This window comes from Pseudomonas sp. HY13-MNA-CIBAN-0226 (assembly GCF_040310305.1).
Classification (GTDB): domain Bacteria; phylum Pseudomonadota; class Gammaproteobacteria; order Pseudomonadales; family Pseudomonadaceae; genus Aquipseudomonas; species Aquipseudomonas gregormendelii.
This window is the reverse complement of the sequence record NZ_JBEOPS010000002.1, coordinates 148210-168692: the sequence shown is the minus strand read 5'-3', so window position 1 is coordinate 168692 and position 20483 is coordinate 148210. Positions and strand designations below refer to the sequence as shown.

Here is a 20483-nt window from a genome sequence, read left to right as displayed (position 1 = left end):
GAACGTGAGGAGATGACATCGCCTTGATACTAAGCTGCATTACCACGGGTAATGGTTGAGACGAGTAGCTTTTACTAAGCCCGCTCAACCTGCTTATCTGAACGACTACTATGGGTCGATCGCAGCACTTTGCGACACGCAGGAAACAGACAACAGCAGGCGTTAGAGTGCCTATCCCCTGAAATGGCTTGCACCTGTTTCACCGTACCACCGGCGCATGCTCGGCCATCAATTCCATCACCCAGTCGATAAATGCCCGCACCTTGGCGCTGACATGGCGATTCGGCGGGAATGCCAGATACATCGGCATTGGCGGCATGTGCCAGTCCTCAAACAGCGGCAGCAACTCGCCGCTGGCCAGGTGCGGTTTGGCCATGTACTGCGGTAGCCAGATCATGCCCAGCCCAGCCAGGCCAGCGGCGAGGTAGGCATTGCCGTCATCGACCGTCAATTGCGGGCGGCCTCGGGCCTCAATGCGCTCCTCACCCCGCTGCATCGCGTAAGGCAAGGTTTTGCCAGTACGAAACCAGAGGAAGCCGACGGTACTGTGCCTGCCCTCGTCCAGCTCACGGGGATGCTCCGGCGTACCGAAGCGCTGCAGATAGTCGGGCGCGGCGTAGATGCCCAGTTTCAAATCGCCCACATGCCTTGCCACGAGGAACTGATCGGTGATCTCACCGCCACGTAACACGCAGTCGACGTTTTCGCCAATGATGTCGACGATGCGATCGCTCACGCCCAGGGTCAGCTGGATTTCCGGGTAGCGAGCAAAGAACCCCGGCAAGGCGGGTATCAGCAGCATTCGCGCCAGTGGACTGGGTACATCCACACGCAGCCGCCCGCGCGGTGTCATCGATGCGCTGGACAGACTGGTCTCGGCGTCGTCCATATCGACCAGTAGGCGGACGACGCGCTCGTAATAGGCTGCGCCGTCGGCGGTGACATTGACTTTGCGTGTGGTGCGGTTGAGCAGGCGCACGCGTAGCCTCGCTTCCAGTTGCTGAACGAGCTGCGTCACAGTGGTCTTGCTCATGTGCAGGGTGGCTGCTGCCTTGGTGAAGCTGCCGGTTTCCACTACTCGGGCAAAGGCCTGCATTGCATCGAAACGGTCCATTTCACGCCTCTCTCGGGTCTGGATAATTTGGATTCTACAAACAGTCATGACCAGAGTTGCCCGTTTATCCAGGTCTGCCTTCTTTCTACAGTGGCTCCATCGTAAACAGCGGGCCGCGATGGCCCCGAAGGAGCTATGCAATGATCAGCAAACGTGATGTCGTTTTCCCGCCTGACCGCCATGCACTGTACGAACTGCACCGCTACTCGCCGGCGATTCGCTCCAACGGCTTTCTGTTCGTATCCGGTCAGGTCGGCAGCCGCAAGGATGGCTCGGCCGAGTCGGACCTCGCGGCACAGGTTCGCCTGGCCTTCACCCATCTGAATGCGATCCTGGCCGAGGCCGGCAGTCGTTTCGAGGATGTGGTCGACACGACCATTTTCATCGTAGACCCCGACTCGAAATTCGAAACTATCTGGGAAGTTGCGGCCGAGTACTGGGGCGACGCGCCCTACCCCACGGCGACCGTTATAGGCGTGACCTGGTTGTCCGGCTTTGACTTCGAGATCAAGGTGATCGCCAAACTACCGCAATAGTGCCGGCCAGGGTCTTTTACCGGGTCGCTGTAAAAAGTAAGCCTCCAACCGAACATGCCGTCAGCAATTGGAAAAACGCTTAACTGGACGACGTCGCAGATGAACTCACCCGCGCCCTGCCTGCCTTCTTCGCTTCGTAGAGTTGCTTGTCCGCAACTTCTATCAAAGCCTGGAATTCAAGTTCTCTAGTAGGAGTCAATGTTGCAACGCCTAGGGAAACAGTCACAACACGATCTACATCAGAAGCAGAATGTTCGATGCCCAATGCCCGAACTCGCTCCTGCATTCTTTCTGCAATCTCGACCGCCCCCGAAAGCACGGTATTGGGCAGAATGCAGGCGAACTCTTCGCCACCATATCGAGCCACCAGGTCATAGGGCCGTCTAACTGTTTCAGATAACGTTTGGGCAACGGATTTCAAGCAATCATCGCCAGCCTGGTGTCCGTACCGGTCGTTGTAGAGTTTGAAATAGTCGACATCCACCAAAATGAGCGATAGCGGCTTTTGCTCTCTAAAGCACAGACGCCAACCCGCCATTATGTCCTCATTAAATTTTCGTCGATTGGCCACTCCAGTAAGCCCATCCATCAATGCCATGGAACGCAGCAGATCGCTCTGCAGTTTCAGGGTCAGATGTGTTCTGACCCGTGCTCTGACAATGGTGGCATTGATGGGTTTGGTGATGAAGTCCACCGCGCCAAGCGCCAGCCCCTGCATCTCATCTGACTCCTGCTGCTGTGCGGTAATGAAGATGATGGGTATGCCTTGGGTCATAGGATCAACCTTGAGTCGACGGCAGACTTCATGCCCATCCATACCCTCCATGACCACGTCCAGCAGAATCAAATCGGGCAGTTGGTTCTGGCATACGCCGATTGCCTGCTCACCGCTGGTGGCCATGAACACATCACAGTCCTCACGAAATAGCTCATGAAGTACCCGGATATTAGTCGGTTGATCGTCAACAATAAGGAGTTTTGGACGTTTAAAGGAATGGGGTAACCAGGTTTCAATCGATTGTTCCATCAGGCAGATCTCAGCAGATCACGACCAATCGGCATCGCAGCGCGAAAGTCTAGCGACTGCACCCTGACAACCAGTTCGTCGAACTGTGGGCGCAGGGAGTGCGGCATTTTTGGCGCCAATGCGTCTGCCAGTTCTATGGCTTGCAGGTTTCCCGTTTCCAACAATAGCAAAATCTCCTCCAGGGACTCTCTCCATTGCACCAACGCAATGGAGTCCTCGTCAGCACTGCTTTCAACATGCAGGCCCTGGGCAAAATCGGCATTCATTTGCTCAAGGCTTTGTTGCAGTAACCTGTTCAACTCGTCAAACCAAATCGGGTCGGCCAAAAGACTGGCTACAGACTCAGAATCGGCAGATATGAATGTGTGCTCCAGGTCGCCTGCCAGCAGCGACAATGCCTTGGCGCCCATAGTGCCGCTGCTACCTTTAATGGTATGGAGTACAAACGCAGCTCCCGATGCATCTTGCCGCTGGATCTGATCACGCAACTGCACAAGCTGTTTTTCCATCTCAGGGCCAAAGGTACGCAGCACGTTACGGATCAAATCAAGGTCACCACCAAAGCGGTCAATAGTTGATGCACGAGACTCTATAACGCCGTCTCCTGAATTGACTTGTCCCAAGGTCAATGTTGCCTGGCTATCTTCACTGCCCGCCTGAGAGAGCAGCGTTACGACGAGTTGCTCCAGGTCTATAGGTTTACCGATATGATCATTCATCCCCGCAGCAAGGCAGGCTTCACGATCGGTATTGGAGACATTTGCGGTCATCGCCACAATCGGCAGTGTTGCAAAGCGTGGGTTCGATCTAATGCGACGAGTCGCCTCCAAGCCATCAATGTCTGGCATCTGGATATCCATTAGTACGACGTCGAAGGACACACGCTCATTCATCACCTTGCTCACACCTTCCAGCCCGCCTTCAGCCAGTGTCACCAGCGCGCCTTCCCTTTTCAGTAACTCATTGGCTACCTGTCGATTGAGCATGTTGTCTTCCACCACCAATAGCCGTAGCCCGGCCAGACGTGGTGGTCTCTCAAGCGTTGAGCGGGGAACGGGGGACTGCAGAAGGTCTTTGCCCTTGAATGCTCTCTGGACAGCGTCGGCCAGTTGCTTGGGAGTGACAGGTTTGGTGAGGAACCCCACGAAGGGAGCGTCTCCCGCCTGGTGGACGTCGGCCAATACCTCGCGGCCGTATGCCGTGATCATAATGACCATCGGAGGTGGTACGCCGTTACCCCGCTGCTGGATCAATTGCGCAGCGCTCAGCCCATCCATATCGGACATCCGCCAGTCCATCAGCACCACGTCGTAGGCCTCACCTCGCGCTTGGGCTTTCTTCACCCATTCCACCGCTTGTGTGCCACTGCTGACGCGGTCAGCCTTCCATCCCAATCCATGAACGGTTCGCAATAGCAATTCACCTGCCATGGCGTTGTCGTCGACGACCAGAATCCGTAAGGACACATGGATTCCAGCGCCGGCGGTTCCCGGCAGTGACGTCGGCGCTACATCCAGAGTGATATCGAACCAGAAACGACTCCCGACACCTTGCTGGCTCTCCACGTGAAGTTCACCACCCATCAGGGTGACCAACCGCTTGCAGATCACTAATCCCAGGCCTGTGCCGCCAAAGCGCCGGGAAGTCGAGGCCTCGGCCTGAGTGAAACCTTCAAAAATGCGCTCAAGCTGTTCCGGGCTGATACCAATGCCGGTATCAGAAACGGCGATGCGCAAGCTCACAGCATTCTCCGTGCGCATCAGTTGTTCAATGCTGACCACGATCTGGCCTTCCAGGGTGAACTTGAGGGCATTGCCCGCCAGATTGATCAGTACCTGCTGCAGTCGCAGGCTATCGCCGATCAGGTCGTTCGGTAAATTGGAGTCCAGGTCGAACATGACCTCAACCTGCTTCTCGCCCTGGTTACCTGCCAGCACTACCGCGAGGTCACACAAGAGCGGTTCGAGCTCGAACGGGTGCACATCAAGTTGCAGTTTGCCCGCCTCAATCTTGGAGTAATCGAGGATGTCATTGAGTAAACCCAGCAGTGATGTCGCAGCGGTCTGCGCTTTGATCACATAATCGAGTTGGCGGCCATTGAGGTCAGTGTTCTGTACCAACTGCAACATACCCAACACCGCGTTCATCGGTGTGCGTATTTCATGACTCATGTTGGCCAGGAAGGCAGACTTGGCCGCACTCCCTGCATCGGCCTGTTCCTTGGCGTAAAGCAGATGAGACTCCAGCTCGCGCTGGACGGTGATGTCCCGATTGATACCGGTCACCCGCGAAGCTGCACCGTTTCGATCGCGTTCGACCTGCGCGCCTGCATGTATGAAGCGGATCTGACCGTCCGGGCGAACGACACGAAAAATAGTGTCATACACATCAGTCCCCTCGACGGCAGCATTCAGCTTTGCAGCCGCTGCCACGACATCCTCAGGGTGAACACGTGAGTACCAGTGCATATAGTTCACACCGGTATGCCGCAACGTCAGTGGCTGCCCGTAGAACTCGAACATACGGTCATTCCACTGCAGGTTATTGTCCGCCAACGTCCAGGACCAGACGCCCAATTCGGCCACTTCAGCAGCCATCAGCAGTTGATCGTGCACAGCCATCAGTTCGCTGCGTTGTTCCAGTGTCGTCTTCAGGCTCGCCGCCAGTTCCTTTTCTGCCGCTTTACGTTCGGTGATGTCTACCGCAATCCCCAGGTAACCGCTCAATACCCCATCGGCATCGCGCATGGAGGTGACCACTAGCGTGACAGGAAACCGCGAGCCATCCTTGCGTGTGTAAGTCCACTCCCGGGTTTCTGCGCCTTCAAGCTCAGGTTTATGGGTAAGCACACGGAAACCGTCGATAGGCTGAGCGTACTCCTCGCTCAGCTCAACGCCACGTGCAGCGACTTCCTCTGTGACATGGAAGAGCGCCGGGGTGCCTTTGCCTGCCAATTCAACGGCGTCATAACCCAACAAATGCTCGGCGCCTTTGTTGAACACACGGATAACCCCATCGAGATCCGTCGCAATGATCGATACCTCAGTAGCCGAGCGTAGTACCGTGTCCAACAACAGATTGAGATGCCGCAACTCGGATGTTCGTTGCGCAACCTGCTCTTCGAGGTTGGAGTTGAGTTCAAGGATTCGGGCCTCTGCCACTTTTTTCGCCGAGATATCCCTTAATGTCTTGGACGCCCCAATGACGCCACCACCCTCGCCATAAATGGGCGAGATGCTGACGGAGACATCGATCAGTCGCCTGTCTTTGTGATGGCGTTGCGTATCAAAGCTGTCGATGCGCTCACCCGCCCTGATGCGCGCAAGGATATGAGCTTCCTCTGTGACAAGCGCTAGCGGAACTATCAAATTGGCCAATGTCTGGCCCACGGCTTCCTCGGTGGTATAACCAAAAAGGTGCTCGGCCCCTTGGTTCCAGTTGGTGACGACGCCATCGAGGTTTTTTCCAATAATGCCATCGCATGAGCTTTCGACGATGGAAGCCAGGCTTGCCTGCTCGACAAGTATCTGCCGCCGACGTTGACGGCTGACACTCACGACACTCGCCAGGGTCGCAAGAAGAAGCGTGAGAAAACCACCGAAAAACAGCACAACTTTTGGTGAGACCTGATGCAGGCGCTGGATAAACAGCGAGTTTGCGCCGAGTTCGACTTGCCACCGCCTCCCGTATACCTCGCGCTCCAGCTGATGGGTCATCAGCGTTTCACGGTGACCCGAGTCGGCGGTGCTTTCATAAAACAGTTTCTCTTGTCCTGGGACGGTGATATCCCTTAATCGTAAATGTACCGTCTCATCTTCTATGCGCAGCCCTCTGAGTACCTCCCCTGTCCGCAACACGACATAGCTCCAGCCAAAAGCTGCGGCCTCGCGATCAGCAACACTCACCGGAGTCACTCCGTCGCGAAAGATAGGCATCAACACCAGGAAAGACTGCTGCGGTTTCCCCATGGCCTGTATTAACGTGATTGGCCCAGTGATCCGTGCAGCACCGCTTTGTATCGAAGATTGTGCCGCCTCTCGCCGCGATGTCTCTGACGCTATGTCCAAGCCAATGGCAGCCTGGTTAGCTTCAGCCGGTTCGACATACTGAATAACGTAGCGCTCGCCTGAATGGGCTGAGAATTGATGAATGGAAAAATCCGCTGGGCCGTCAGATCGAGCGGACTTGAGAAACTCGTTTTCATCGCGCTCTGGTACACGCCTGATAAAACCAAAGGCACTGGCGCCGGGGAACTCGAAAGCGAGGTCACGGGTTCTGTGATATCGGCGAAATACTTCACGGCTAATATCATATTCGCCTGCTGTCAGCACCGCTCCACGAACACCTCGCAAACCGTACTGGTAAAGATTGAGACGCATTAAAACCAACTCTGCGGCCTCTTCGGTCGCAGCTCTAATCGCTTGTTGGGCCTGCTGTTCGTTGCTGCGTTCGAGGATCCAACCTCCCAGAATGCTTGCCCCTAACCCTACGACCAGAGTGATAGCTACCAGCCAGTTCCATGCAAAAAACTTATGCCTTCTCACCCGCATTGCCCCACTGCAGAAGGCCTTCAGCCTTCAAGATTAAAGTTCAAACCCTGTTGGGGCGCCGCAAGATGTCCAACCTGCAAACCACGAATACGCTCATGTCAGGCCAGCTAATCGTTGAAGTTTGTCTATGTCTGGTCCGGGTTCGCCGTTGTTCATGGCGGCAGCAAGGCGCATCACCACTTGTTCACGGCGAACTTGCATGTGGGGCAACGCGTAAATTGCGCCTATCAGCTCGCGTAGAGCCATAGGCAGCCCCCAGCGCGCTTTCAAGCGAATGGCAAAAGGTGCTGAGAAATCACGGACAGCGTGGGTAAGCGTTTCTTCGGCCACGCTATTGCCCTGGTTCTCCCATTTCCGAGTCTGGTACAACACACAGAGTTCGCCCATGCGGTGCAGCAGGGCCGCACTTTGCAGCGGGGCGGGATCCAGGCCACATCGTTGAGCCAGGAGCACCACTCGTTCAGCTAAACGCTCGGCATCATCCAGATGAGCCTGGATAAAAGTCACCAGCATGCCGTCAGGTTGAGTATTGGCCTGTCGCAGGGCCTGGCTAATCGCCAGATTCACGCTGGTAAGCCCTCCTAACCGTGCCAGAGCAGCGTTCAAATTCGTGCATGGCTGGCCGAGCCCGAGATACGCGGCACCGTTGGCGGCGGCAATCAAGTGGGCGCATAGCCCCGGGTCATACTGCCAATCATTGGCGAGTGCTCGTAAATCCATTGGCACCCCGCCATAGCCGAGCTGAAGTTTGTCTTTTACCGAGGCGAGTAAAGGCAAGTCCAACTCATCCGCAGACAAACCACCGAGATAGCTGACCAGGTCTTCAGTGTTGACAGGCATCGCCCGGGGGAGCTCATCAAGCGGAAGGAGCGCGTCCAGGCATTTTACGACGCGCGAAACCTGGAATGGCTTGGTGAAAAAGGCACTGATCCTCAGCGACTTTACCGCCAGTACACTGTCTCGATCAGCGCGCCCGGTGATCATGATCAGCGGCGTGCTTTGATCTTTTTCACGAATTTTCTGCAACAGCTTGACGCCGGGGGCATCCGGTAGATTCCAGTCAGCCATCACCAGGTGCCTGGCTCCCAGGCGTCTAACGCGCTAGCGACATCGGTAAAGCAATCGACCTGAGCAACCGGACGGATGCTCAACACGAGCTGTTTTAAAAGATCGGATATCCAGGGATCATCATCCAGGATCATCACACGCATTCGGTAATCCTCAATGGATTGATACCCAACCTCGCAACGTCTTAGCGGCTGGCTATCAGCCAACAGCAAACATGGACGTCGTGGAGATCAGAGGGTGAGGTTGTTACCGAGCGATTTTGAGTAAATCCCGGCAATTTCCCTTTGATTTGCAGCTTGATAGGATCCTTGAAGGATCGAATCTATTCCTGACCCGCGAACTATACAAGCGAGCAAACAGCTCACAGGTAGTTAGGCTGGGGGGTTAGTGGCGAGAGCAGCAAAGCCAGCTGAACTGGACTATCTGATACAGCAGTGCCCATTGGGCCGAAAGCTATTCATTCACACGGTGCTTGCGCATGGCTTTGGCAAGCAGCCAATAAAAGACCATCACCAAAGGAATCGGCAGCATTAGCAGCAACAATGCGCGGACGCCGTTCGACAGATCTCCGGTATCGAGGCTGGCCAGAGCCATCAAAATAATCAGAGACGCGAACAAGTTGCACACGCAAATGGTCATCACCCGGTAGAACAACCTGATCTATTTCAACGAAGTGGACAAGGGCTGGCACTTCGCTGCGTGGGAACAACCGGAGTTATTTGCCAGGGAACTTCGCGCGGCGTTCCGTAGCTTGCGCTAGCCCCCGCGATGAGTTGACCTGCCCACTATCCACGTGGGCAGGTCTCCTGGGAGTGGGTATCCGGATGCTTAGTGGACTACTCGAAGAAAAAATAACCCCTGGTTTTTGACATCACTGTTCACGCACATGGACAGTGATGGTGCAGGGGCTGTGAAAATTCAAGCAACCCCTGCCCCTTTGCCTAACCTCGCAGGAAAGCGAGCAAGTCGGCGTTGATGGTGTCGGCGTTGGTCGTCGGCATTCCGTGGGGGAAGCCCGAATAGGTTTTCAGTGTGCTGTTTTGCAGGAGCTTTGCCGACAAAGGCCCAGAGTCTTCGTACGGCACGATCTGGTCATCATCACCGTGCATCACCAGCACTGGAATGGTGATGCGCTTCAGATCTTCGGTGAAGTCGGTCTGGGAAAAGGCCACGATCCCGTCATAGTGCGCCTTGGCACAGCCCATCATGCCTTGCCGCCACCAATTCAGGATGATCCCCTCGGACGGTTTTGCCCCAGGGCGGTTGTACCCGTAGAAAGGTCCCGCCGGAACGTCATGGTAGAACTGTGCGCGGTTGGCCTTGAGCTGTGCCTGCAGGTCATCGAAAACCGATTTTGGCAAGCCGCCGGGGTTGCTCGGGGTCTGCACCATCAAGGGCGGCACGGCGCTGATGATGGCGGCCTTCGACACTCGGTCTTCGCCATGGCGAGCAATGTAATGGATGACCTCGCCGCCTCCGGTGGAATGCCCCACATGGGCTGCGCCTTGTACGCCCAGATGGTCGACTACAGCCGCGACGTCATCAGCATAGTGATCCATGTCGTGCCCGTCCCAGACCTGGCTGGATCGCCCGTGGCCACGCCGGTCGTGCGCAATGACCCGATAACCGTTCGCCAGAAAAAACAGCATCTGCGCATCCCAGTCGTCCGCGCTGAGAGGCCATCCGTGATGAAAGCAGATCACCGGGGCATCGCGTGGCCCCCAGTCTTTGTAAAAGATCTCAACACCGTCCTGCGTAGTGACGTAGCCCATGCTCGCATCTCCAGAATGAAATGACGGGCCTCTGCGCGCTGCCTGGCCACCCGGCCTCTTCAGGTTTACAGTCACTTCAAGGCCAATGGTTTTCCCGGGTGGACCATGAGAATAGGCGAACTGACGACAATCAGCGGACCGCGGTTCTGACTACCAATCGAGCGGCCTGATCACGGCCACGGGCTCGAAGGCACGACAACCCTAACGATCGGTGATCAGCGTGCCGTCAATGCTCTCGGCAAATCCACCACCGAAGACCTGCGCCGGGGTGGCAAAGCCCGACCGGCGGTCACCTTTGAGCACTCGACGTGCTACGGCCGTGCTGCCAGTTTTTGTAGACGAATTCCAGGCTGTACCCGTCGAGGTCCATGCGCACGGTGATACCCAGCGGTGCCAACGTCGCTTCGTAGAAACCGATGGAGCGCTTGATGTCGCTTACTGAAAGAAAAATGTGATCCAGCATGCTGTAGCCCTCGCGTGTTCAGATGTTGTAGCCGCCGGCGACTTCGATGGTCTGGGCATTGATCCAGGCGCCGTCCTCGGACAACAACATGGCAATGACCCGTGCCACATCCTCTGGCTCGCCGACCCTGCCGAGCGCTGTTTGCGCTGCCAGCATGGCTTCGAACTCATCATTGAGCCCGCCGCCCAGTTCGGTACGAATAGCGCCGGGCGATACGGCGTTGGCACGGATGCCGCGCTCGCCAAACTCCTTGGCCATGTACCGGGTGAGCACTTCCAGCCCCCCCTTGAAGGCCGCGTAGGGCGCCACGCCAGAGGTGGCCACACGGGTCGTGGCGCTGGTCAGGTTGACGATACTGGCGTTGTCCGCCAGTAATGGCAGCAGCGCCTGGGTGAGGAAAAACGGGCCTTTGAGGTGGACATTGCACAGGCCATCGAACTGCGCTTCGCTGACGCTGGCCAGGGGATTGAACAGGCCGTACCCGGCGTTGTTGACCAAGCCCGCCAGGGTGGTCGCCTGCCAGGATTCGCGCAAGGCCAGTACCACCGACTCGCGAAACGCCGGGAAGCTGGCTACGTCAGCGACATCCAGCTTTAGCGCGACGGCCTTGCCACCGGCTTTCTCGATGCGCCCTGTAACTGCAGCCGCAGCCTGGGGGTTGGTGTTGTAGGTGAGGATCACCCCCAGGCCTGACCGGGAAATGTGTTCGGCGGCACTTGCGCCGACCTGCCCAAACCTGCCGCACGCTACGAATACAACGCCGGCTTTTGTGTGGCGTCAGTGACCACCGAATTGATGGATGCCTGGGTGCGCATGCTGCGACTGATGGGCGACCCCCAGGCTATCGCCGCCCTGGCCCCGGTGTATGAGCGTGAGATTCTGTTCCGTGTGCTGCAGGGCCCCCACGGCTGGATGCTGCGCGAGATCGCCGCCCCCGATACGGCCATGGCCCGCGTCAGCATGGCTATCCAATGGATTCGCCGTGACTTTGCCCAGCCGATCAGGGTGGAAAGCCTGGCAAACCGTGCGTCAATGAGCGTCTCGGCGTTTCATCGGCACTTCAAGGCGGTGACCAATTTTAGCCCTTTGCAGTATCAAAAACGCGTACGCCTGCTCCAGGCGCGAACGCTGATGGTGGCCAATTCCAGGAGCGTGATGGCCGCCGCCTTTGAAGTCGGATACGAGAGCGCAACGCAATTCAGCCGGGATTATGCGCGGGTGTTTGGCTTACCTCCCGCGCAGGACGCCGCGAGGATTCTGGGCGAGACGAGAGCTCGATAGGCGCGCGTCTCGCCCCAAGTATCATCCAGACGCGCGCGCCATAAGAGCGCTTTCAGTTCAATGGCGCCACAATCAAGCAGCGGTCGAAGTCAGCCTGGATCTGTTGCCGGCATACCCCCGCTCCAGCCCGGCGCGGCAATGTCCTCGTAATGGATCTCAACCAACTGGGTCAGGGTGAGGCGTTCAGGTAAGGCCGTAAATCAGCACACGGTCCAAGTCAGGCGTTAAGACGCCATCACAACTGATAATTGTTCCCAAATAAGTAAAAACCTCATTTCACATATAATTACATTTGCGTATGATAAGGATTCTCAATAACAGCAAACCGAATGAGAATTCGCATGATCGCCCCCATTTCCTCGCGTTCAAAAAACTCCGCCACGCAGCGCTCGCCATCCCAGCTGCGCCCTCTGGCCCTGGCAGTGCACGTTCTTGCTGCCGGTATCGCCCTGACTGCACCCTCGGTGCAGGCGGCGGAACAGACTGAACAAAAAGAGAATGGAAACTCTTTGAACCTGGCCCCTATCGCAATCACCGAGACTGCCGCCCGCGAACGCAGTGCCGTAACCGAAGACACGAACTCCTACACGACAGATGCGGCTCGCACTGCAACGCCTTTGAGCATGTCGCTGCGCGAGACCCCGCAGTCGGTCAGCGTGGTTACCCAGCAGCGCATCCAGGATCAGGATTTGAAGACCATCGTCGACGTGGTCAACAACACCACGGGTGTGTCGGTCAACCGCTACGAGACCAGCCGCGCGCAGTTCAACGCACGCGGGTTCGAGCTCAACTCGTTGATGATCGATGGCGTGCCCACCATCTACGAGCAGCCGTGGAGTTCGGGGGAGATTTTCAGCAGCCTGGCCATGTATGACCGCGTTGAAGTGGTGCGCGGCGCCAACGGTTTGATGACCGGTGCGGGCGACCCTTCGGCGTCGATCAACATGGTGCGCAAGCGCGCCAACAGCACCGCCCTCAAAGGCTCGGTGGAACTGAGCGCCGGTACCTGGGACACCTATGGCGTCGAGGGTGATGTGTCCACTGCGCTGAACGAGGAAGGCACGATTCGCGCGCGTCTGGTTGGCGAGACCAACGAGGGCGACACCTGGATCGACATGAACTCCGACAAGCGCCAGACCCTCTACGGCACCATGGACATCGACCTGACGCCAGACACGACGCTCTGGTTTGGTTTGAGCCACCAGGAAAACAAGACAGACTCGCCGATGTGGGGCGGCCTGCCGGTCTGGTACGCGGACGGCAGCCGGACCAACTGGAGCCGCTCCAAGACTACCTCGGCCAAATGGAGCAAGTGGGACACCACTTACGACACCTACTTCGTCAATCTCGATCACAAATTTGCCAACGACTGGCAGATGAACCTCAGCTACAACCGTGGCGAGCGCACCGGCGACTCTTCCCTGCTCTACCTCTCGGGCAATCCAGGCCGCAACGGCAGCGCGCCCATGTCTTCATTCCCGGCAACCTACAAGACCGAGACCACTCAGGACGACTACGCAATTCGCTTCAATGGGCCCTTCTCGCTGCTGGGCCGCGAGCATGAGCTGGCCTTCGGTTACGTGGATAGCAAGCAGAAATTCGACGCCGACTCACTGGATGCGCGAACCGGCTTTGAGGGCGTGGCCGACTTTGATGCCTACGACGGCAACTTTGCCGAGCCGGTCTGGGGGCCGCGCACCGATTATGGCTACAGCGAGACTCGCCAGAAGGGTCTTTATGCCGCCACCCGCCTGAACGTGACCGACGACTTGAAAGTGATTCTGGGCGCGCGCGAGAGCTGGTACGAAAAGACCAGTGACGACGTGTTCTCGGAAGTCAGCAAGGTGGATGTTGACCATGAATTGACCCCCTATACCGGCGTGGTCTATGACCTCACCGACAACATCTCGGCCTATGCCAGCTACACCGAAATCTTCCTGCCACAATCGGTGCGCGACAGCAGTGGCCAGACACTGGAGCCCATCGTCGGCGAGAGCACCGAAATGGGTCTGAAGGGCGAGTTCTTCGGCGGCCGCTTGAACACCTCCGCAGCGATCTTCCAGATCAAACAGGACAACCTTGGCCAAAGCACCGGCGTGCTGATCGATCCTTCGAACCCGGTCGGCGGTTTTGCATACGAAGCCAGCGAAGGTGCAACCAGCAAGGGCTTCGAGCTGGAAGTGTCCGGCGAACTCGCCACCGACTGGAATGCCTCGGTGGGCTACACCCAGTTCACCGCTGAAGATGCCAACGGCGACGACGTGAACACGCTGTACCCAACCAAGTTGCTGCGTACCTTCACCACCTACCGCCTGCCCGGCGCGTTCAACAAGTTGACTATCGGCGGCGGCGTCAATTGGCAGGACTCGATCTATACCTACGCCACCAACCCGGCCGGCAACTCCGAGAAAATCCAGCAGGACGCCTATGCATTGGTCAACCTGATGGCGCGCTACGAGATCACCGACAACCTCTCGGCACAGGTCAACGCGAACAATGTCACCGACGAGAAGCACTTCGACATCTTCGATGCCTACGGTGCCCTGACCTACGGCGCCCCGCGCAGCATTACGGCTTCGGCGAAATACCGCTTCTAACGATCGCGGCGATGCCGGTGTTGTATGCACGACCTCTGTGGGAGCAAAGCTTGCTCGCAATGGCGGTGTGACTGGCACACCGCGGTGCTCCGATCGCCGGCAAGCCGGCTCCCACAGTCCAGTGTTGTATGCACGACCTCTGTGGGAGCAAAGCTTGCTCGCGATGGCGGTGTGACTGGCACGCCGCGGTGCTCCGATCGCCGGCAGGCCGGCTCCCACAGTCCAGTGCTGTATGCACGACCGTTATGGGAGCAAAGCTTGCTCGCGATGGCGGTGTGACTGGCACACTGCGGTGCTCCGATCGCCGGCAAGCCGGCTCTCACAAGACAGTCGCAAGATTAATGTTATAGAATAACATTACCTTCCAATCACTGCCTGCGATTTCCTCATGACAATCCCTGTCCACATCCCTCCCGCCACACGCCTGAACCAGCGCCTGCTATCCATCGATGCCCTCAGGGGATTAGTCATCCTGTTCATGCTGCTCGACCACGTGCGCGAAACGTTTTTCCTGCACCGCCAGGTAGCTGACCCCATGGGCATCGACACCACTGAACCGGCCCTGTTCTTCAGCCGCACCCTCGCCCACCTGTGTGCCCCGGTATTTGTCCTGTTAACCGGTTTGTCCGCCTACCTCTACGGCGAAAAGCATCAGGGCAAAAGCGACGTCTGCACCTTCCTGTTCAAGCGCGGCCTGTTCCTGGTGGTGCTGGAATTCACCCTGGTGAATTTCGCCTGGACCTTCCAGCTCCCACCCAGCGTGATCTACATGCAAGTGATCTGGGCCATCGGCGTCAGCATGATTGCGCTTGCCATCCTGGTGTGGCTGCCTAGGCCCGTCCTGTTCGTTGTGGCCGCGATCATCGTCGCCGGGCACAACCTGCTCGACGGCCTGCACTTCCCGGTGGGCTCAAGCCTGCACGTACCTTGGGCGATCCTGCATGATCGCGACTGGATCGAGGTGTCCGAGCAGCTGAGGTTGCGCACGTCCTATCCGGTCCTGCCTTGGATAGGTGTGATCGTTCTCGGGTACTGCATCGGCCCCTGGTTTGCCGGCTCAGCAAGCGTCAACTCACGCCAACGCAAACTGCTGGTGGCAGGTTCAGGGGTGTTGCTGGGGTTCTTTGCATTGCGCCTTGTCAATGGATACGGCGAAGCGCAATGGCTCGCCTATGAAGGCACCACTCAAACGTTGACGAGCTTCTTCAACATCACCAAGTACCCGCCTTCCCTGCTATTCCTTGCCCTGACAATCGGGGCGGGCCTGCTGTTGCTACTGGGCTTCGAGCGGGCCCAGCAACGCAAGTGGATCAGTACCCTGGCGGTGTTTGGTGCCGCGCCGATGTTCTTCTACTTGCTGCACCTTTATGTGCTCAAGGTGCTGTACCTGATCAGCGTTGCGGTGTTTGGCTTGAACCAGGGCAACTACTTCGGTTTCGACAGCATTTGGGCGGTGTGGTTGACGGCGCTAATACTGGCCGCATCGCTATATTTGCCAGTGCGCTGGTTTGCGGCATTAAAGGCGCGGCGTCGGGATATTGGCTGGCTGAAGTATTTCTGAGTGGCGGCGATTCAGGTCGGCTTGCCGACCTGAATCACGCGTGGTTGAACCGGTCACCCTGATGGCCCAACTGGGCCACTAAACAATCGCAGGATAAACATCACTGCTGTCCGGCCAAACCGACAACACTGCAAAGCCATCGTCAGTCACCGCCACCATGTGCTCCCACTGTGCCGAAAGAGACTCATCCTTGGTCACAACGGTCCAGCCATCCGCCAGGGTCTTCACGTGCCGCTTACCGGCATTGAGCATCGGCTCAATGGTGAAAATCATCCCGGCTTTCAACTTCAGGCCCTGCCCCGGATAGCCGTAATGCAGGATCTGCGGCTCATCGTGATAGACCTTGCCGATGCCGTGCCCGCAGTATTCGCGCACCACACTGAAGCCCTCGCGCTCGGCGACGGTTTGAATGGCATAACCGATGTCGCCCAGGGTTGCACCAGGCCGCACAGCCCGAATGCCGGCGCACATGGCGTCATAGGTGGTCTTGACCAGGCGTCGCGCCTCGGGGGCCGGCTCGCCGACAAAGTACATGCGGCTGGTGTCGCCGTACCAGCCGTCCTTGATCACGGCGATGTCGATATTGAGGATGTCGCCGTCTTTCAAAGGCTCATCCCTTGGAATGCCATGGCAGACCACTTGGTTGACGGAAGTGCACACGGTTTTCGGAAAGCCGTGATAGCCGATATTGCCGGCTATGGCTTTCTGCACGTTGACGATGTGGTCGTGGCAGAGTCGATCAAGTTCGTTGGTGGTGACCCCCGCTTTCACATGGGGGGTAATCATGGCCAGCACTTCGGCAGCCAGCTGCGCAGCTGTGCGCGACTGGGCTATTTGCGCCGCCGTGTTGATCGGGACGATGGCCTTCATTTGCCTGCTCCGCTGGCTGCAGCAAGCTGCAGGCCTTGGGCGTTTTGCGCCAGATCACACAGTTGATTCAGGTCCAGGCCTCCCGCCAGTTCGGCACGCACCAGCAAGCGGCAGATGTCGCTGTGGTCCAGGTTCGGGTGCAGCTCGGCGAGCATGCCAATGCGCATCCAGTGCTCGGCCTGCGCGTTGATCGAGCGACTCAGCGCGTCGCTGGCGACGCGCAGGTTTTCGTGCATGCCTTCGGAGATCTTCACAATACCCATGTCTTCAACCATACGAAATATATATGAATCGTATATTAACCGTTTTGCGGGTGAAGTCAAAGATCCGGGGCCCGGCGTCAGTCAGTCCACACCCAGTTCAACCATGCCACTGTTCAAGCGCACAGGCCAAACCCGCAACCGCTGCTGCGCCGACTCCAGGCAGTGGCCATCTTCCAGGCGAAAATGCTGCTTGTAGATAGGCGACGCCACCACCATGTCCCCCTTGATGTTGCCGATCAAACCGCGACCGATCACATTCGCCCCGGATTGCGGGTCGTGATTGTCGATCGCGTAAAGCGACCGGCCCTGGGCCTCAGGCAGGTAGAACAACGCCACTTGCGCGTCCTCGAACCAGACGACGACCCCGGAGTTGCTGACCAGGTCGTGCTCACTGCAAACCGCTTTCCAGGCTGCAAGGTTTCGCTGAGTGTTGGACTGGCTCATCAGGCAATCTCCTCGATGACAGGAATGAGGTTGAGTTCGGTGGCCATGATCGGACGGCGCTGACCACGCTCCTGGACGAAATGAATATCCGGATCCGGGCGCTTGTCGTTGACGAAGGTGCGGAAGCGCTTGAGTTTTTCCGGGTCCTTGAGGGCGTTGGCCCACTCACACTCGTAGCGATCGACCACCAGCTGCATCTGCGATTCGAGTTCGGCGCCCAGGCCCAGGCTGTCGTGGATGATCACATCCTTGAGGTAATCCAGCCCGCCCTCCAGGCTTTCGCGCCAGACCGAGGTGCGCTGCAACTTGTCGGCGGTGCGGATGTAGAACATCAGGAAGCGGTCTATGTAGCTGATCAGGGTTTCATCGTCCAGGTCCGTGGCGAAGAGTTCAGCGTGGCGCGGCCGCATACCGCCGTTACCGGCGATGAACAGGTTCCAGCCGTTCTCGGTAGCGATCACGCCCACGTCTTTGCTTTGCGCCTCGGCACACTCCCGGGTGCATCCGGACACAGCGAACTTGAGCTTGTGCGGCGAACGCAGGCCCTTGTAGCGGTCCTCGATCGCCAGGGCCATTTTCACGCTGTCCTGCACGCCATAACGGCACCAGGTGCTGCCTACGCACGACTTCACGGTGCGCGTCGATTTGCCGTAGGCATGCCCGGTTTCAAAACCGGCCTCGATCAACTCGGCCCAGATGTCCGGCAATTCGTGCAACTGTGCGCCGAACAGATCGATGCGCTGACCGCCAGTGATCTTGGTGTAGAGATCGTATTTCTTCGCCACCACGCCGATCGCGATCAGTTTGTCGGCGGTGATTTCGCCGCCCGGAATGCGCGGCACCACCGAGTAGGTACCGTTCTTCTGCATGTTGGCCATGAACGTGTCATTGGTGTCCTGCAACGGCACCAGGGAGGCGTCCATGATCGGCTGGTTCCAGCACGACGCGAGGATCGAACCCACGGCCGGTTTGCAGATACCGCACCCCGTGTGCCCACTGCCATGTTTGGCCAGCAGCTCTTCAAACGTAATCACGCCTTCCACCCGCACCAGGGCATACAGTTCCTGGCGGGTGTAGGCGAAGTGTTCGCACAGGCGGGTGTCGACGCTGACGCCACGGGCAATCAACTCGTGCTCGAATACCTGCTTGAGCAAACCTGCACAGCCACCGCAACCCGTGCCCGCCTTGGTCTGCGATTTCAGCAGCCCGAGGTCGGTGCAGCCGCCTTCGATCGCCGAGCAGATGGAGCCCTTGGTGACGTTGTGGCACGAGCAAACAGTGGCAGCCGCAGGCAACGCGCCGGGGCCGAGCACCGGAGCGCCTGCAGACGACGGCAAGATCAGGCTGGCAGGTTCCTTCGGCAGCACGATGCTGTTCTGCATGTATTGCAGCAGGGTGTCGTAGTAGCTGTTGTCGCCCACCAGGACGGCACCCAACACGTGCTTGCCTGTCGCGTCCACCACCAGGCGCCGGTAGCTGGCCGTCGCCTCGTCGATGAACTGATAGCTGCGCGAACCCGGCGTGTGGGCATGGGCGTCGCCGATAGAACCAACGTCCACGCCGAGCAGTTTCAGCTTGGTCGACATGTCAGCCCCCATGAACGGCTCGGCGGCCTGCTCGCACAACAGGGCGGCAACGCTACGGGCCATTTGGTAACCCGGCGCAACCAGGCCGAACAGGCTGCCGTTCCAGGACGCGCACTCGCCGATCGCGTAGATGTTCGGGTCGATGCTCAGGCACTCGTCGTTGATCACCACGCCCCCACGTGGGCCAATCTCCAGGCCGGACTGGCGGGCCAATGCGTCCTGGGCGCGGATACCGGCGGAGAACACGATCAGGTCGGTCTCGAGGAATTCGTCATTGGCAAAATTCATCCGATAACGGTAGTCCTCGCCGGCGCTGATCGATTGAGTGGCACGGGACAAGTGCACGCCAACCCCCAGCCGTTCGATTTGCGTCTTGAGCGCCAGGCCACCCAGGTCGTCCAGTTGCACCGGCATCAAACGCGGGGCAAATTCCACCACGTGAGCTTCAAGGCCCAGGCTCTTCAGCGCGTTGGCGGCTTCAAGCCCCAGCAGGCCCCCACCCACCACCACGCCCCGGCGGGCGTTGACGGCAGCAGCCCGGATGGCGTCGAGGTCTTCAAGGGTGCGATACACCAGACGCGAGTCGCCTTCAGCGCCCTCGATAGGCGGCACAAACGGGTAAGACCCGGTGGCCAACACCAACTTGTCGTAGGCGATGCAACCTTGCGCGGTGACCACCTCACGACGGGCGCGGTCGATTTCCAATACCGGCACCCCGAGGTGCAGCGTGACACCTGGCGTCTGGTACAGCGAAGCATCGGACAGCGCCAGGGATTCGGCATCGCGGCCGGTGAAGTATTCGGAGAGGTGCACACGATCGTAGGCACGCATCGGCTCCTCGCTGAACACATGCAGCCGATAGTGCTCCAGGGCACCGCGTTCGATCAGTTGCTCGACACAATGATGTCCGACCATGCCATTACCGACCACGATCAGTGTTTTCAACTTGTTCAACGCGGCAACATTGGCATTCATATCAAGCACCCGACAAAGCTCATCACGGTTTAAAAAAGCAAAAAAAAACGCCTGAAACCTTACGGTTCCAGGCGTCTTTGCCTGTTCTTATGCGGAATCAACCGGGCGACTTCGCCTGATCCTCCGCTGTTGCCCATGACCTGTCTGGCCGATCGATCGTCGTTGATCGAGGGGGCAGCCTACCCGGATGGTTCCCGGTAGAGCTAATGGGGGACTTGCAGTCTTTGTGCCATACACTCCTTGAGTGCCGCAATTTCATCTGGAGCAAGGATCGTTGGGCTGCCAGGTAGACGTGCGAAGAGACCTGCTGCGGGCCCAGGGGGCTTGAGCGATGCGGCATTTGCTAAATGACGAGGGCATCTGCCGCACCGCCAGC

At 58.1% G+C, this 20483-nt stretch carries 15 protein-coding genes and 2 pseudogenes; 4 read left to right on the top strand and 13 right to left on the bottom strand.

What is annotated here, in order from left to right; translation table 11 throughout:
- Positions 1 to 199: 199 nt before the first annotated feature.
- Positions 200 to 1114, bottom strand: coding sequence for a LysR family transcriptional regulator (locus AAEZ05_RS02955; RefSeq protein WP_350600496.1), 915 nt, complete (start codon positions 1112 to 1114; stop codon positions 200 to 202).
- Between the two features lie 140 nt (positions 1115 to 1254).
- Between AAEZ05_RS02955 and AAEZ05_RS02950 the strand changes: the two genes are divergently transcribed.
- On the top strand, positions 1255 to 1650 hold the full coding sequence (locus AAEZ05_RS02950; protein ID WP_045059519.1) for a RidA family protein: 396 nt from the start codon (positions 1255 to 1257) through the stop codon (positions 1648 to 1650).
- A 79-nt stretch (positions 1651 to 1729) separates the two neighbouring features.
- On the opposite strand, the gene AAEZ05_RS02945 is transcribed toward AAEZ05_RS02950, so the two are convergent.
- The 8 genes and pseudogenes from AAEZ05_RS02945 to AAEZ05_RS02910 all read right to left on the bottom strand — a co-directional run bounded on the left by AAEZ05_RS02945 (position 1730) and on the right by AAEZ05_RS02910 (position 11232).
- A complete protein-coding gene (locus AAEZ05_RS02945) occupies positions 1730 to 2677 on the bottom strand; it encodes a diguanylate cyclase (RefSeq protein ID WP_350646582.1) in 948 nt (315 codons plus the stop codon).
- The gene (locus AAEZ05_RS02940; RefSeq protein WP_350646581.1) at positions 2677 to 7227 is read right to left on the bottom strand and encodes a PAS domain-containing hybrid sensor histidine kinase/response regulator; all 4551 of its coding nucleotides are present in this window, start codon (positions 7225 to 7227) and stop codon (positions 2677 to 2679) included. Before AAEZ05_RS02940 ends, AAEZ05_RS02945 begins: the two co-directional genes overlap by 1 nt.
- Positions 7228 to 7320: 93 nt before the next feature.
- On the bottom strand, positions 7321 to 8295 hold the full coding sequence (locus tag AAEZ05_RS02935; RefSeq protein ID WP_350646580.1) for an HDOD domain-containing protein: 975 nt from the start codon (positions 8293 to 8295) through the stop codon (positions 7321 to 7323).
- Complete coding sequence (locus tag AAEZ05_RS02930) at positions 8295 to 8438, bottom strand: response regulator (RefSeq protein ID WP_350646579.1); 144 nt, start codon at positions 8436 to 8438, stop codon at positions 8295 to 8297. Before AAEZ05_RS02930 ends, AAEZ05_RS02935 begins: the two co-directional genes overlap by 1 nt.
- A 310-nt stretch (positions 8439 to 8748) precedes the next feature.
- Entirely contained in the window at positions 8749 to 8889 is a 141-nt protein-coding gene (locus tag AAEZ05_RS02925) for a hypothetical protein (RefSeq protein WP_350646578.1), read from the bottom strand.
- Between the two features lie 347 nt (positions 8890 to 9236).
- A complete protein-coding gene (locus tag AAEZ05_RS02920) occupies positions 9237 to 10067 on the bottom strand; it encodes an alpha/beta fold hydrolase (protein ID WP_045059513.1) in 831 nt (276 codons plus the stop codon).
- 355 nt (positions 10068 to 10422) lie between these two features.
- Positions 10423 to 10530, bottom strand: a pseudogene (locus AAEZ05_RS30635) (VOC family protein); the annotation flags it as partial.
- Positions 10531 to 10548: 18 nt separating this feature from the next.
- On the bottom strand, positions 10549 to 11232 hold the full coding sequence (locus tag AAEZ05_RS02910; RefSeq protein WP_350646652.1) for an SDR family NAD(P)-dependent oxidoreductase: 684 nt from the start codon (positions 11230 to 11232) through the stop codon (positions 10549 to 10551).
- Positions 11233 to 11250: 18 nt separating this feature from the next.
- Here AAEZ05_RS02910 and AAEZ05_RS02905 point away from each other — a divergent pair.
- The 3 genes and pseudogenes from AAEZ05_RS02905 to AAEZ05_RS02895 all read left to right on the top strand — a co-directional run.
- Positions 11251 to 11811, top strand: a pseudogene (locus AAEZ05_RS02905) (AraC family transcriptional regulator); the annotation flags it as partial.
- A gap of 341 nt (positions 11812 to 12152) precedes the next feature.
- Entirely contained in the window at positions 12153 to 14408 is a 2256-nt protein-coding gene (locus AAEZ05_RS02900) for a TonB-dependent siderophore receptor (protein ID WP_350646575.1), read from the top strand.
- 388 nt (positions 14409 to 14796) lie between these two features.
- Positions 14797 to 15969 (top strand): acetyltransferase domain-containing protein, encoded by a 1173-nt coding sequence (locus AAEZ05_RS02895; RefSeq protein ID WP_350646574.1) that lies wholly within the window; start codon positions 14797 to 14799, stop codon positions 15967 to 15969.
- A gap of 78 nt (positions 15970 to 16047) precedes the next feature.
- On the opposite strand, the gene map is transcribed toward AAEZ05_RS02895, so the two are convergent.
- The 4 genes from map to nirB form a co-directional block, all read right to left on the bottom strand.
- Complete coding sequence (map, locus tag AAEZ05_RS02890) at positions 16048 to 16839, bottom strand: type I methionyl aminopeptidase (protein ID WP_350646573.1); 792 nt, start codon at positions 16837 to 16839, stop codon at positions 16048 to 16050.
- Complete coding sequence (locus AAEZ05_RS02885) at positions 16836 to 17102, bottom strand: ParD-like family protein (protein WP_350646572.1); 267 nt, start codon at positions 17100 to 17102, stop codon at positions 16836 to 16838. Before AAEZ05_RS02885 ends, map begins: the two co-directional genes overlap by 4 nt.
- Positions 17103 to 17183: 81 nt before the next feature.
- A complete protein-coding gene (gene nirD, locus AAEZ05_RS02880; RefSeq protein WP_350646571.1) occupies positions 17184 to 17546 on the bottom strand; it encodes a nitrite reductase small subunit NirD in 363 nt (120 codons plus the stop codon).
- The gene (nirB, locus tag AAEZ05_RS02875; RefSeq protein ID WP_350646570.1) at positions 17546 to 20107 is read right to left on the bottom strand and encodes a nitrite reductase large subunit NirB; all 2562 of its coding nucleotides are present in this window, start codon (positions 20105 to 20107) and stop codon (positions 17546 to 17548) included. The genes nirD and nirB overlap by 1 nt, the downstream gene beginning before the upstream one ends.
- Between the last annotated feature and the right edge of the window lie 376 nt (positions 20108 to 20483).

What these genes read in the sequence shown, in the direction of transcription:
- AAEZ05_RS02955 (WP_350600496.1), bottom strand. Translation starts at nt 1,114, where the DNA reads ATGGACCGTTTCGATGCAATGCAGGCCTTTGCCCGAGTAGTGGAAACC.
- AAEZ05_RS02950 (WP_045059519.1), top strand. Translation starts at nt 1,255, where the DNA reads ATGATCAGCAAACGTGATGTCGTTTTCCCGCCTGACCGCCATGCACTG.
- AAEZ05_RS02945 (WP_350646582.1), bottom strand. Translation starts at nt 2,677, where the DNA reads ATGGAACAATCGATTGAAACCTGGTTACCCCATTCCTTTAAACGTCCA.
- AAEZ05_RS02940 (WP_350646581.1), bottom strand. Translation starts at nt 7,227, where the DNA reads ATGCGGGTGAGAAGGCATAAGTTTTTTGCATGGAACTGGCTGGTAGCT.
- AAEZ05_RS02935 (WP_350646580.1), bottom strand. Translation starts at nt 8,295, where the DNA reads ATGGCTGACTGGAATCTACCGGATGCCCCCGGCGTCAAGCTGTTGCAG.
- AAEZ05_RS02930 (WP_350646579.1), bottom strand. Translation starts at nt 8,438, where the DNA reads ATGCGTGTGATGATCCTGGATGATGATCCCTGGATATCCGATCTTTTA.
- AAEZ05_RS02925 (WP_350646578.1), bottom strand. Translation starts at nt 8,889, where the DNA reads ATGGCTCTGGCCAGCCTCGATACCGGAGATCTGTCGAACGGCGTCCGC.
- AAEZ05_RS02920 (WP_045059513.1), bottom strand. Translation starts at nt 10,067, where the DNA reads ATGGGCTACGTCACTACGCAGGACGGTGTTGAGATCTTTTACAAAGAC.
- AAEZ05_RS02900 (WP_350646575.1), top strand. Translation starts at nt 12,153, where the DNA reads ATGATCGCCCCCATTTCCTCGCGTTCAAAAAACTCCGCCACGCAGCGC.
- AAEZ05_RS02895 (WP_350646574.1), top strand. Translation starts at nt 14,797, where the DNA reads ATGACAATCCCTGTCCACATCCCTCCCGCCACACGCCTGAACCAGCGC.
- map (WP_350646573.1), bottom strand. Translation starts at nt 16,839, where the DNA reads ATGAAGGCCATCGTCCCGATCAACACGGCGGCGCAAATAGCCCAGTCG.
- AAEZ05_RS02885 (WP_350646572.1), bottom strand. Translation starts at nt 17,102, where the DNA reads ATGGGTATTGTGAAGATCTCCGAAGGCATGCACGAAAACCTGCGCGTC.
- nirD (WP_350646571.1), bottom strand. Translation starts at nt 17,546, where the DNA reads ATGAGCCAGTCCAACACTCAGCGAAACCTTGCAGCCTGGAAAGCGGTT.
- nirB (WP_350646570.1), bottom strand. Translation starts at nt 20,107, where the DNA reads ATGAATGCCAATGTTGCCGCGTTGAACAAGTTGAAAACACTGATCGTG.